Here is a 12,579-nt window from a genome sequence, read left to right on the forward strand (position 1 = left end):
ATTTATAAGTTTTTTAAAACTTAAAAAAAAGTATTCCTAATTACAAATATACATAATTTTCTAATGCATCAAATACTTATGTATCATTTTTTTCTATAAAAAAACCTGAAAAGTTCATTTTCAGGTTTTTTGTTGATTTTATTTATATCAATAAGATTACCACATCATACTTCTTCACAATCATAAAGAGTATGAGTTCCTTCCCTTTGGGAAGGTTAGGAAAGGCTTTATTTTGTCACTTTTAAAACATCTGCAATCATGCGTTCTAAATCTGCTTTTGGCAACGCGCCATTTGCCATTTGTGGTGCTCCTTCTGCAGGACAAAACAACATCGAAGGGATGCTTCTAATTCCGAAAGCTGCAGCTAATTCTTGCTCAGCTTCCGTATCAATTTTATAAATGTCTAGTTTATCGCCATATTCTCCAGAAAGTTGTTCTAAAACTGGTGCAATCATTTTACAAGGGCCACACCAATCTGCATAAAAATCTATCAATGCGGGTCTTTTTCCTTCAAATTTCCACTCTTTATTTTCTTCAAAATTAAACACCTTTTCTAAAAAGGCTGCTTTTGTTAAGTTTTCTGTCATCTTTATAATTTCTAATTTTTATAAACGTTTTTACTCCCAAATTAGTCGTTATAAAGCTTATATGATTACAAAAAGTGAGTATTTAAAAGTTCTGAAGTGTTAAAAATCTTTAAAATACTCTAAATGTGATAGATAACTGTTAATTTTGAGAGTAATCAAATCCAAATACTTATGAAAAATAAATTTCTCACACTCGTTGTTTTTGCAAGTGCAATTTTTGTTTCTTGCAAAGAAGAAATCAAAAAAAGAAATATTGAAGTGAAATATCCAAAAACAGCAAAAAACCCAGTTACAGATAATTATTTTGGTGAAGAAGTAGTTGACAATTATCGTTGGTTAGAAGATGATAAAAGTGAGGAAACCGAAAATTGGGTAAAAGCAGAAAACGAAGTTACATTCGATTATTTGAGTAAAATCCCCTATCGCGAACAAATTAAAGACAGATTAACGGAATTATGGAACTACGAAAAAATTGGCTCCCCTTTTAAAGAAGGCAATTACATTTATTTTTCTAAAAATGACGGTTTGCAAAATCAATCTGTGTATTACAGAAAAAAAGGTGAAGATGGAGAGGAAGAGGTTTTTTTAGACCCTAATACATTCTCAGAAGATGCAACAACTTCTTTGGGTTCGTTATCTTTTTCTGAAAACGGAAAAATTACAGCATATGCTATTTCTAAAGGAGGCTCTGACTGGCGAAAAATAATTATTATGGATGCCGAATCTAAAGAAATTAAAGAAGATACCTTAATTGACGTAAAGTTTTCTGGAATTTCTTGGTTAAATAATGATGGATTTTTCTATTCCAGTTACGACAAGCCAGAAGGAAGTGAATTGTCTGCAAAAACAGATCAGCATAAATTATATTACCATAAATTAGGTACCTCTCAAAAAGATGATACCATAATTTTTGGCGAAAAAGCAGATGAAAAACATCGTTACGTTGGTGGATATGTTACTGAAGATAACAGATATTTGGTTGTAACAGCATCGACATCAACTTCTGGAAATAAATTATTTATTAAAGATTTAGAAGCAAAAAACGCAACATTAATTCCAATAATCAATAATTTTGATAGCGATTCTTATGTGATAGACACTCGTGGAAGCAAACTATATATTGTTACAAATTTAAACGCACCGAATAAAAAAGTAGTTACTGTTGATGCTAAAAACCCAACATCAGAAAATTGGGTAGATTTTATTTCAGAAACAGAAAATGTATTAAATCCTTCAACTGGTGGCGGATATTTCTTCACCAATTACATGGTTGATGCTGTTTCTAAAGTAATGCAATACGATTTTGATGGAAATTTAATTCGTGAAGTAAAACTACCAGGTGTTGGTTCTGCAGGAGGTTTTGGTGGAAAAACAGATGCAGAAGAGCTCTATTTTTCTTTTACGAACTACAATACGCCAAGCTCAATCTACAAGTTTATTCCTGAAAGCGGAACGTACGATTTGTATAGAAAATCTGCCATAAACTTTAATGCAGATGATTATACAAGTGAACAAGTTTTTTATACTTCAAAAGACGGCACAAAAATTCCAATGATTATTACACACAAAAAAGGAATTGAATTAAATGGAAAAAATCCAACTATTTTATATGGTTATGGAGGATTTAATGTGAGTTTAACACCAAGTTTTAGTATCACCAATGCCATTTGGATGGAACAAGGTGGTATTTATGCAGTGCCTAATTTACGTGGTGGAGGTGAGTATGGAAAAAAATGGCACGATGCAGGCACACAATTAAAAAAGCAAAATGTGTTTGATGATTTTATTGCAGCTGCAGAATATTTAATTGACAAGAAATATACTTCGAAAGAATTTTTAGCCATTCGTGGCGGTTCTAATGGCGGATTACTAGTTGGCGCAACGATGACACAAAGACCAGATTTAATGCAAGTGGCGCTGCCTGCAGTTGGTGTTTTAGACATGTTACGTTATCACACATTTACAGCTGGAGCTGGTTGGGCCTATGATTATGGAACGGCAAATGACAGTAAAGAAATGTTTGAGTACTTAAAAGGATATTCGCCGGTTCATAATGTAAAAAATAATACAGAATATCCTGCAACTTTAGTAACCACAGGAGATCATGACGATCGAGTTGTACCCGCACATAGTTTTAAATTTGCAGCAGAATTACAAGAAAAACAAAGTGGAGAGCATCCTGTTTTAATACGAATAGAAACCAATGCTGGTCATGGTGCAGGAACTCCTGTTGCCAAAACCATTGAACAATATGCAGATATTTTTGGTTTTACCTTATTTAACATGGGTTTTGAGCAATTACCAAATCCGCCAAAAAGTAAAATAAAACCTTAACGTTAAAAAATGTAACAATTTTAATATCTTGTAACTAATATTTCAATAATCAAACACATCATATATGAAAAAAATTAAAAAAGTCCTTTTTACAACTGCAATTGCTTCTTTGGCATTTGTAGCTTGTAATGATGATAAAAAAGAAGAAAGATCTGCAGGTATCGTTTTAGAAAATATGGATACTTCCGTAAAACCAACAGATGATTTCTTTAGACACGTAAACGGAACTTGGCTCGATAAAACTGAAATTCCTGATGATCGAACTTCTTGGGGTGGTTTTGCGCAACTCCGAAAAAAAACAGATGCAGATGTATTGGTTATTTTAAATCAAGCAATTGAAGAAAGAGATTTCCCGAAAGTAAAAGATGCACAAGGAAATGAAATTGATTCAGATCAAGAAAAAGCAGTAAACTATTACCAAACCATAATGGATACGGTTGCTAGAAACAAACAAGGAAAAGCGCCTGTAATGCCTTTTTTAGCAAAAGTTGATGAAATAAAAACCAAAAAAGATGTAGAAAACTACATTACTAACATGGCGCCTTACGGTGGTGGCGGTTTTTACGGTTTTGGTGTTTACAACGATTTAAAAAACAGTAGCGAATATGCTGGTTATTTAGGTGGTGGTTCACTTGGTTTATCAAGAGATTATTATGTGGATGAAAAAGTTGCTGATAAACTCGCAAAGTATCAAGAGTTTGTAGCAAAAATGTTTCAAGAATTTGGTGATGATGCAGCAACGGCAAAAAAGAACGCTGCTACAATTGTTGCGTTCGAGAAAAGTCTGGCAGCACCAATGATGACCAAAGAAGAAAGAAGAGATACTCGTAAAATGTACAATCCAATGTCTGTTGCTGAACTTTCAGAATTGGCTCCTGCAATTGATTGGAAAGCGCATTTAACAGGAATTGGTGTTGCTGATTTAGACAGAGTTATTGTTACAGACCCTGGCTATTTTAAAGCAATGAGTACCGTTTTTCAGAAGCGCTCTGTAGAAGATATCAAATTATTATTACGTTGGAATACCATCAACAGTTCTTTGGGTTCTTTATCTACAGATTTAGAAACTGCAAATTGGGAATTTTACTCTAAAGAAATGCGTGGTGCCAAAAAACAACGTGCTAGAGATGAACGTGCATTAGGAAACTTAAATGGCGCAATTGGTGAAGCTTTAGGGAAATTGTATGTAGAAAAAATGTTTCCACCAGAGGCAAAAGCGAAAGCAGAAGAAATGATAGACAACGTAATGCTTGGTTTTGAAGCTAGAATTGCACAATTGCCTTGGATGAGTGAAGTTACCAAAGAAAAAGCATTAGAAAAATTGCATAAATTAACGGTAAAAATTGCCTATCCAGATGTTTGGAAAGATTATGCTGAGTTAGATGTAAAAGGCTTAGAAAATGGAGGTTCTTATTTTGAAAACGCTATTAATGTTACCAAATGGAACTATGACAAAAATATGGCTAAATTAGGGAAAGAAGTAGACAGAACAGAATGGGGAATGTCTCCACAAACAGTAAATGCTTACTTTAATCCTGTAAATAATGAAATCGTTTTTCCAGCAGCAATTTTACAACCGCCTTTTTACGATTATAAAGCAGATGAAGCTGTAAATTATGGCGGAATTGGAGCGGTGATTGGTCATGAAATTTCTCATAGTTTCGATGATTCTGGAGCTCGTTTTGATGGCGATGGAAATCTTAAAAACTGGTGGACGGATGAAGATTCCGAAAAATTCGGCGTTATTGGTAAGAAATTGGTAAAACAATACAGCGATATTATTGCAATTGATAGTATGCATTTAAATGGTGAATATACGTTAGGAGAAAATATTGGCGATTTAGGAGGTGTACAAGCAGCTTACGAAGGTTTACAAATCTTTTTAAACAAGAATGGAAGACCAGGAGAAATAGATGGTTATACGCCAGAACAACGTTTTTTCCTTTCTTGGGGAACCATTTGGAGAACCAAAATGCGTGATGAAGCATTAAAAAACTTAATTATGACAAATACACATTCACCTGGAATGTACAGAGCATATATGCCTTTAAAAAACGTAGATGCTTTTTACAAAGCTTTTGATGTTAAAGAAGCAGATAAAATGTACTTAAAACCAGAAGAAAGAGTTAGAATCTGGTAAGTACACAGACCTTTTTTGTAGGATTCTCTTTGTGAGGAGTTCTATAATAAAAATCATATTTTTAAATTAAAACCGATGCGAAAGTGTCGGTTTTTAATTTTTAGAAAAATAATTACTCAAATACTTAGCATCTCTTTTAACGCCCCCTAAAGTAGCAGAACCTCGTGTATACAACCAAGGAAGCCCTAAAAAATAAAGTCCTTCAATAGCACTTACACCTCTATAGTTTTTCGGGTAATGACTTTCATCTAATTCAACACCTTCAATCCAATTAAAATTAGGTTTAAATCCTGTAGCCCAAACAATATTTTTAATATCGGTATTCTTTTGCTTTTCAAAAATAATGGTTTGATCGCTGGCATCCACCGTTCTACCAACACAAGTCACATTTTTCTTTTTAAATATTTCTTTTGCGTTTGTTCCAATAACTGGTTGCCCACCTTTACTTAGTTTATGACCAATCCAAGAATATTTATGTACGGTTAAAAATCCTGTTTTACGAAACCACCACCACAATGTTTTTCCTAATATTTCTTGCGGAATTGAGGTGATGTTTGTGTTCCCTGAAAAATAAACAAGTTTCCCTGTTTTTGAAATTTCATTCAATATCTGAACTCCAGAATCTCCAGCACCAACAGCCAATATTGGTCCTTTTTGTAACTGATCGGGACTTTTGTAATATTCACTATGAATCTGTATAATCTCTTTTGATATTTTTGTGTGGCAACTTGGGGTAAAAGGTTTGTGAAATGGCCCCGTGGCAATAATCACATTTTTTGCTTCAAACTTCTTACGATCACTTTCTAACTTAAAAACACCATTTTCTTTTTTCAGAGCTTTTATTTTGTGATTAAATTCAATAGGAATCTTAAATTTAGAAACATAAGATTTTAAATATTTTGCCACTTCATACTTATCTGCATAATGCCCCTTTTCATGAGGAAAATCCATCCCAGGAAGATTATTAAATTCAGAAGGCGTAAATAGTTTTAAAGAATCCCATCTTTTTAACCAAGGAGCACCTGTTTCTGAGTTCGCATCAACTATTAGGTAATTCGCTTTCTTTTGATATAAGTAATACGCAATTGCTAAGCCAGATTGACCAGCTCCAATAATTATATAATCCTTCATGAGTCTTTATTGCAGCGACAAAGCTAAACTATTTAAAAGCTATAACCTTGTATTAGAGAATTAGTTCGACAATAAAATGATGATCAAATAAAAATTAAAATCCTAGTGTAAAAGTGTTGTTTTTATTATTGTTTGGGCGTTACCACAAGGGTCAGGCTTTCATTACTCGCTTTGCGCAAAAAAGCGCAAGAGCTCAAACATGCCATTCAATCCTTAACGCAAATTGCAAACCTAAAAGACAAATAATTTAAATTTACAAAAAGGGAACATTTCAGACCCTTCAAAGCTCAAAACGGGATTCAAACCCTTTATAGAATGTTTTATATCGAAAAAAATTCAGATTTTTAAGATATGGGAAAGATATTTTTAATTCACAAGAATCCCTATTTTTGTGGAATGCTACAAGTCCAAAATATTTCTTTCGGATATTCTAAAAATAAAACTGTGCTACACAATTTTAACTTCATATTAAATGAAGGAGAACATTTGTGCGTAATGGGAGAAAGCGGTTGCGGAAAATCGACACTTTTAAAAGCCATTTATGGTTTGTTAGATTTAAAAAAAGGAACTATTTTCTGGAAAGAAAATCAAGTTTTAGGTCCCGAGTTTCATTTAGTTCCTGGAATGGATTTTTTTAAATACGTTGCACAAGATTTCGATTTAATGCCTTATATTTCTGTAGCGGAAAATATTAAAAAATTCTTATCTCGTTTTTATCCTGAAGAAAGTGAAAAACGAATGCAAGAATTATTAGAAGTCATAGAAATGACCGCTTTTGAAAACACCAAGGTAAAAAATCTAAGTGGCGGACAAAAACAACGTGTAGCCATTGCTAGAGCTTTAGCAAAAGCACCCGAGTTATTATTGTTAGATGAACCTTTTGGACAGATTGATAATTTTAAAAAAAACTCTTTAAGAAGAAAGTTATTTACCTATTTAAAAGAAAAAAATATCGCGTGTATGGTTGCTACACATGATAAAAATGATGCACTTTCTTTTGCTGATAAATTAATTGTAATTCGTAATAAAAAAATCATTGCAAATAATTCTCCAAAAGAAATTTACAACAATCCAAAAGAGAAATATATAGCAGCTTTGTTTGATGATGTAAACGAAATTACTATTGATGGAAAAACTGTTTTATTATATCCACATCAAATAAAAATAGCTAAAAATTCAGTTTCAGAAACGAGTTCAGTACTAGAGAATAAAGTAACAGTAATTAACTCTTACTTCAAAGGTGCTTATTGGTTAATTGAAGCTGATTTTAAAGAGCAAAAAGTATTTTTTAATCATCAACAGAACCTCAAAGAAAATACACAAATAAACCTCTTATTTGAGAATGCTTCTTTGAAGTAAATTCCTTTTAAAAGAAAGAATAATTTTAATTTATGAAAAAAAAAGTATCAATTATTGGTGGTGGAGCTTCGGCATTGTTTGTGGCCGCTTTTTTAGATCACCAAAAATTCGATATTACTATTTACGAAAAAAATAAAACAGTAGGAAGAAAGTTTTTAGTCGCAGGAAAAGGAGGCTTTAATTTGACACATTCAGAAAATATAACAGCATTTATTGAGCGTTATACACCTTCTAAATTTCTAAAAAAAGCATTCGTAAATTTTGACAATCTTCAATTTCAAAATTGGTTAAACGCAATCGGAATTAAAACATTTATAGGAAGTAGTAAACGTGTCTACCCAGAAAAAGGTATAAAACCTATTGAAGTTTTAAACGCAATGCTGGCTGTTCTAAAAAAGAAAGAAGTTTGTATAAAGTACAATCATACTTGGTTGGGCTGGACTACTGAAAAACAACTTCTTTTTAACAATCATTTTGAAATAAAATCAGATTATACCATTTTTTCATTGGGTGGCGCAAGCTGGAAGGTAACAGGCTCAGACGGAAGCTGGTTAAACACCTTTAACAACCAGAAAGTTTTAACAACTCCTTTTCAGGTTTCTAATTGTGCTTTTGGTATCGACTGGAAACATCTATTTATAGAAAAATTTGAAGGAAGTCCGTTAAAAAACATCGCTATTAGTTGTAGAAATAAAGAACAAAAAGGCGAAGTTGTCATCACAAATTTTGGTATCGAAGGAAATGCTATTTATGCCTTAAGTCCAGAAATTAGAAAAGAGTTAGAATCGCATCATAAAGCTAAAATTTATATGGACTTAAAACCTATTTTTAGCGAAGAAATTCTTCAAAATAAAATAAAACAATCTAACTTTAGAAACACTACAGAAATTCTAAAAAAAGAACTAAAATTAAGTGAAGTACAAATTGGTTTGCTAAAAAATTACTTGACAAAAGAGCAGTTTTTAAATGAAGAGTTATTGGTGAAGTACATCAAAAACTTTCCTTTAGAAATTATAGAAACGGCGAATTTAGACGAAGCAATTTCTACTGTTGGTGGTATTTCTTTACAAGCTGTTGATGAGAACTTTGAGCTCAAAAAATTAAAAACTCAATACTGTATTGGTGAAATGTTAGATTGGGATGCACCAACTGGTGGCTATTTATTACAAGCTTGTGCAAGTATGGGAGCTTCTCTTGCGAAGCATCTAAATGAGAAAATTATTGAATCTTAAGAATTTTTATTGAATTTCCATTAAAACTAAATATTTCATTCTCTTGTTTCCCTAACAATAATTTTCCAATAGGAGAAGCAGCTGAAACTGCAAAATACTGCTTGCCTGCAACTGTTAGTTGTCCTGCAGAAATACTTAAAAAGTAATGTGCTTTTTCTGTAAAGATGACACTTCCTAAATGCGCATTTTTAACTGTTGAAGTTCCTGTATTGGTAAAATCAATTTTTGCTAAAACCTCTTTCATTTGAGAAATTCCTGCCAATTGCTGACTCGCTTTTTCCATTTCTAATTGCAACATGGCACGTCCGGTTTCATGCTTGTCACCTGCAGAACTTTTCGTTTCAGATTGCAATGCTTTTTGATTGGATGCAATAATTTCTTCTACTGTTTGTAACCGCTTATTTACAAACATTTCACATTGAATAAAAAGTTCCTCTTTAAGATTCATTTTCTAATATAAAAGCAAAAGCTCCATAATTTCCATGGTGAGAAATTGAGCAAGACTTGGTGAGTAGTTTTTCTTTGTGATAATACAAAGGCGCTCCAATAGTAGATTTCTGCTGTGTTATTTGTTCGGATACAAATCCTGTTACTTCAGAAAGCTTTAACTTTATGTCTTTATCAACTGTTTTTGGAGATCCTATCACTGAGAAAAAAGGAACATTTTCTTGAGATTTCTGAGCAATTGTAGATACATAAGATGAACTAAAAAACGTTGTTGTATAAAACTGATGATTCTCAAAAGTTACAACTCCTTCATCTTTAGAGACTAAAGTACATTCAAATTTTTGAGGCGCAAAAAAGCGTTTTAAATGCTTTTGTGTATAACATTTGTAGGCGGCTTCTTTCATGCTCCAAAATAGCCAAACACATAAAAAAGAAGCATCTGATTTTAAAATGATTTCTTGCTCTTTTTGGGTGAACTGTTTCTCTAAAAAACCTTTGCGTTGCCAATTACTTTGGGTTTTCGCAAGTGTTAAATCAACAATATCATTCCCAATCATTATGCAGCTTGTTTCTCTTGAATAATGATAACAACAGCTTTTACAGACAACATTTTTTCCATAGAATCATTGTCAATTTCTATGTTGAATTCGTCTTCGACATCTAACACAATGTCTACTAAATTTGCTGAGTTTATTTCTAAATCGTTTATAAAGTCTGTGTCTTCGTTCAGATTTTTAAAGGCCTCTTCATTTTGAACATACGGCTTTACAATTTTTGTAAGCTTTTTTATGATTTCTTCTTTTGTCATGAATCTATATATTTGTCACGTTGAGCGGAGTCGAAACGTTTTATTAGTTCTCGACTCCGCTCGAACTGACGTTAATTAGTATTTTATTCTGAATATTTTTTAAAGATAACACAAGCATTTACATCACCAAAACCAAAACTTGCTTTTGCTAAAATATGAATGTCTGTTTTAAGCATTTTAGTAGGGATTTTATCCTCAGAAATAAAATCTGAAATTTCTGGATGAATGTCTTCACAGTTTATATTCGGAAACAAAAATTGTTCTTTAATCTGTAAAACAGAAGCTACAGATTCTATTGCTCCAGCAGCAGCCAAGCAATGCCCAACCATAGATTTTAGTGAATTTATATAAGGGAAATCTGCTCCTTTTCTTTGCAATGCTTTTGTCCAATTTTCGATTTCTAACGCGTCTTTTGAAGTTGCCGTTAAATGACCATTAATCGCATCAATTTCATTGGAAGAAATTTCTGAATCTAACAAGGCATCCGTTATGCATTTCTGAACAGCTTCTGCATTTGGTGCAGTCAAAGTGCCGCCGTTTCTTTGTCCGCCAGAATTGATATTACCACCTAAGACCTCTGCGTAAATGGTTGCTTTTCTTTCTAAAGCACTTTCTAACGATTCTAAAACGAGCGCTCCTGCGCCACTTCCTGGCACAAATCCAGAAGCAGTTTCACTCATGGGTCTAGAGCCTTTTTCTGGAGATTCATTATGCTTGTAAGACATTACGCGCATGGCATCAAATCCGCCCCAAGTATACAAACTGCTATCGCTAGAACTACCCACCAACATTCGTTTTGCTTTTCCGTTTTTAATACGTTCAAAACCCATTAATAAGGCCTCTGTTCCAGTTGTACAAGCAGATGAATTTGTTGTCACTTGATTTCCTAAGCCTAAAATTCCGCCCAAATATGCAGAAATGCCACTTGCCATGGTTTGTACCACAGAAGTACTTCCTAAACGTCTTACTTTTTGCTCATCAATTTGGTAAATAGCTTCTCTAAATTTCTCAATTCCCGATGTTCCAGTTCCGAAAATCAACCCTGAATCATAGTCTAAATTCGAATTTTCATCCACAGAAAAACCAGCATCTTTCCAAGCATCCATTCCTGCCATACAGCCATATAAAATAGATGTACTATTGAAGCCGCGCAGCTGTAAAGGCGTTAAATACTCGCGTTTTTTTTCTTCGGAAATTGGTGGAATTCCGCCAATACAACAAGAAAATCCTTTGTCTTTTAAATTCTGATAAAAGGTAATTCCTGAGGTTCCAGATTTTATGGCTTTTGTAAAGTCTTTTAACCCAACACCATTTGGTGCAACAACTCCTAAACCTGTAATTACGACTCTATTTTTCATATATGCTGAACTTATTTCAGTATCTTTTTTTAAACACAGATTTCACAGTTTAAAAATAGTTTGTTTACTTGTAATTTTTTCAGACCTCACAGGTTTTAAAAACCTGTGAGGTCTATATTGGTTTTATCATTCCGGAAATAGTTCCCCTACAAACCAGTTCATTATTAGCATTCAACATTTTAACGTTGCATTTTAGTTTGTGAAATCTAAAATACGTCTTTTCTGAAATTACGGTTACTTTTTCGTTTGGTAAAACTGGTAAAAAGAAATCAACCTGATTGGAAGTTAATGCAATTTGTGGCTTTTTATCTAATGAAATTTCTTTTTTTAATAAAAAAACACCTAAACAAACAACGCCAATTTGTGCCATTGTTTCCGTTAAAATTACTCCTGGCGTTATCGGATTATCTTTAAAATGACCCTGATAAAAAAATTCATTTTCTTTATATGTGTAATTTCCTGTAACTCCGTTTTCTGAAATTTTTGTGAGTTTATCCACAAACAAAAATGGTTTTTGATACGGCAAATGCTTTATGATTTCTTCTTGTTTCATTTTTGCTTTCTTAACCAGACCTCACAGGTTTTAGAAACCTGTGAGGTCTTTCTTATTACTCTAAAGTTATAGATTCTAAAATAGATACTTCTTTAATTTTATGGGCGTCAATAAAGTTTTGTTTATCATCAAAAAGAGCAATAACAAACTCTCTTAACAAATCTGTAGATTTATCTGATAAAATTGAATGATATGAAGAGTATTTATAATTTCTAAAATCATCAATAAAATTATGATGCGTTGGATTTAAGTGAATATACAAAACCAAATTTTTTAGATATGCTTCACTATCCAACTTAATTCTTGAAAAGCGATCTTTAAATAAACTTCCACTTCTTCCGTATTTTTTATTGATGCTTTTTGAATAGGCATTAAAAAGATTAGAAAATGATTGAGATATTTCTCTGGATAAAACTCCCTCTTTTGTTCTAATAATGAAATGAAAATGATTTCTTAATAAGCAATATACTAAAATATCAGAAGTTTTTGTGAGGTGTTTTTTTACTAATTTTAAAAAATATAGATAATTCTGTCCTTCAATAAAAATATCTTCTTTATTGTTTCCACAGTTATAAATATGGTAAAAAGAATCTTCTACTAATACTTCATATTTCATTTTTTTACTTTTAA

General features: G+C 32.4%; 12 protein-coding genes. 4 read left to right on the forward strand and 8 right to left on the reverse strand.

All coding sequences use genetic code 11. The annotated features are described in order from the left end of the window. Positions 1 to 227: 227 nt before the first annotated feature. Positions 228 to 587, reverse strand: a complete 360-nt coding sequence (trxA, locus tag Q0998_RS04815) for a thioredoxin (RefSeq protein ID WP_299666972.1) — start codon at positions 585 to 587, stop codon at positions 228 to 230. Between the two features lie 171 nt (positions 588 to 758). Here trxA and Q0998_RS04820 point away from each other — a divergent pair, with 171 nt between their 5' ends. After that, a complete protein-coding gene (locus tag Q0998_RS04820; protein WP_299666974.1) occupies positions 759 to 2,921 on the forward strand; it encodes a prolyl oligopeptidase family serine peptidase in 2,163 nt (720 codons plus the stop codon). 64 nt (positions 2,922 to 2,985) lie between these two features. Beyond that, complete coding sequence (locus Q0998_RS04825; protein WP_299666977.1) at positions 2,986 to 5,061, forward strand: M13 family metallopeptidase; 2,076 nt, start codon at positions 2,986 to 2,988, stop codon at positions 5,059 to 5,061. A 93-nt stretch (positions 5,062 to 5,154) separates the two neighbouring features. Here Q0998_RS04825 and Q0998_RS04830 read toward each other — a convergent pair whose 3' ends face one another. Continuing rightward, complete coding sequence (locus Q0998_RS04830; protein WP_299666978.1) at positions 5,155 to 6,192, reverse strand: NAD(P)/FAD-dependent oxidoreductase; 1,038 nt, start codon at positions 6,190 to 6,192, stop codon at positions 5,155 to 5,157. 396 nt (positions 6,193 to 6,588) lie between these two features. Here Q0998_RS04830 and Q0998_RS04835 point away from each other — a divergent pair, with 396 nt between their 5' ends. Both Q0998_RS04835 and Q0998_RS04840 read left to right on the forward strand, forming a co-directional pair. Further along, positions 6,589 to 7,551: an ABC transporter ATP-binding protein gene (locus Q0998_RS04835; protein ID WP_299667171.1), complete on the forward strand. Its 963-nt coding sequence runs from the start codon at positions 6,589 to 6,591 to the stop codon at positions 7,549 to 7,551. Positions 7,552 to 7,583: 32 nt separating this feature from the next. Continuing rightward, positions 7,584 to 8,783, forward strand: a complete 1,200-nt coding sequence (locus Q0998_RS04840; RefSeq protein WP_299666980.1) for an NAD(P)-dependent oxidoreductase — start codon at positions 7,584 to 7,586, stop codon at positions 8,781 to 8,783. Here the strand turns inward: Q0998_RS04840 and Q0998_RS04845 are convergent. The 6 genes from Q0998_RS04845 to Q0998_RS04870 all read right to left on the reverse strand — a co-directional run bounded on the left by Q0998_RS04845 (position 8,770) and on the right by Q0998_RS04870 (position 12,565). Beyond that, a complete protein-coding gene (locus Q0998_RS04845) occupies positions 8,770 to 9,231 on the reverse strand; it encodes a 3-oxoacyl-ACP synthase (protein WP_299666984.1) in 462 nt (153 codons plus the stop codon). The genes Q0998_RS04840 and Q0998_RS04845 overlap by 14 nt on opposite strands. After that, positions 9,221 to 9,787, reverse strand: a complete 567-nt coding sequence (locus Q0998_RS04850; protein WP_299666987.1) for a 4'-phosphopantetheinyl transferase superfamily protein — start codon at positions 9,785 to 9,787, stop codon at positions 9,221 to 9,223. The genes Q0998_RS04845 and Q0998_RS04850 overlap by 11 nt, the downstream gene beginning before the upstream one ends. Then, positions 9,787 to 10,038, reverse strand: coding sequence for an acyl carrier protein (locus Q0998_RS04855; RefSeq protein WP_299666990.1), 252 nt, complete (start codon positions 10,036 to 10,038; stop codon positions 9,787 to 9,789). Before Q0998_RS04855 ends, Q0998_RS04850 begins: the two co-directional genes overlap by 1 nt. Before the next feature lie 83 nt (positions 10,039 to 10,121). Further along, the gene (locus tag Q0998_RS04860) at positions 10,122 to 11,396 is read right to left on the reverse strand and encodes a beta-ketoacyl synthase (RefSeq protein ID WP_299666993.1); all 1,275 of its coding nucleotides are present in this window, start codon (positions 11,394 to 11,396) and stop codon (positions 10,122 to 10,124) included. A gap of 112 nt (positions 11,397 to 11,508) precedes the next feature. After that, complete coding sequence (locus Q0998_RS04865) at positions 11,509 to 11,949, reverse strand: 3-hydroxyacyl-ACP dehydratase FabZ family protein (protein WP_299666996.1); 441 nt, start codon at positions 11,947 to 11,949, stop codon at positions 11,509 to 11,511. Between the two features lie 55 nt (positions 11,950 to 12,004). Further along, complete coding sequence (locus tag Q0998_RS04870; protein WP_299666999.1) at positions 12,005 to 12,565, reverse strand: transposase; 561 nt, start codon at positions 12,563 to 12,565, stop codon at positions 12,005 to 12,007. Between the last annotated feature and the right edge of the window lie 14 nt (positions 12,566 to 12,579).

Origin of the sequence: uncultured Polaribacter sp. (assembly GCF_947501385.1) — a bacterium.
Taxonomy (GTDB): domain Bacteria; phylum Bacteroidota; class Bacteroidia; order Flavobacteriales; family Flavobacteriaceae; genus Polaribacter.

Excerpts from the sequence above, each read along its gene's own strand:
- Q0998_RS04855 (WP_299666990.1), bottom strand. The coding sequence starts at position 10,038 with ATGACAAAAGAAGAAATCATAAAAAAGCTTACAAAAATTGTAAAGCCG.
- Q0998_RS04860 (WP_299666993.1), bottom strand. The coding sequence starts at position 11,396 with ATGAAAAATAGAGTCGTAATTACAGGTTTAGGAGTTGTTGCACCAAAT.
- Q0998_RS04820 (WP_299666974.1), top strand. The coding sequence starts at position 759 with ATGAAAAATAAATTTCTCACACTCGTTGTTTTTGCAAGTGCAATTTTT.
- Q0998_RS04850 (WP_299666987.1), bottom strand. The coding sequence starts at position 9,787 with ATGATTGGGAATGATATTGTTGATTTAACACTTGCGAAAACCCAAAGT.
- trxA (WP_299666972.1), bottom strand. The coding sequence starts at position 587 with ATGACAGAAAACTTAACAAAAGCAGCCTTTTTAGAAAAGGTGTTTAAT.
- Q0998_RS04870 (WP_299666999.1), bottom strand. The coding sequence starts at position 12,565 with ATGAAATATGAAGTATTAGTAGAAGATTCTTTTTACCATATTTATAAC.
- Q0998_RS04835 (WP_299667171.1), top strand. The coding sequence starts at position 6,589 with ATGCTACAAGTCCAAAATATTTCTTTCGGATATTCTAAAAATAAAACT.
- Q0998_RS04830 (WP_299666978.1), bottom strand. The coding sequence starts at position 6,192 with ATGAAGGATTATATAATTATTGGAGCTGGTCAATCTGGCTTAGCAATT.
- Q0998_RS04865 (WP_299666996.1), bottom strand. The coding sequence starts at position 11,949 with ATGAAACAAGAAGAAATCATAAAGCATTTGCCGTATCAAAAACCATTT.
- Q0998_RS04825 (WP_299666977.1), top strand. The coding sequence starts at position 2,986 with ATGAAAAAAATTAAAAAAGTCCTTTTTACAACTGCAATTGCTTCTTTG.
- Q0998_RS04840 (WP_299666980.1), top strand. The coding sequence starts at position 7,584 with ATGAAAAAAAAAGTATCAATTATTGGTGGTGGAGCTTCGGCATTGTTT.
- Q0998_RS04845 (WP_299666984.1), bottom strand. The coding sequence starts at position 9,231 with ATGAATCTTAAAGAGGAACTTTTTATTCAATGTGAAATGTTTGTAAAT.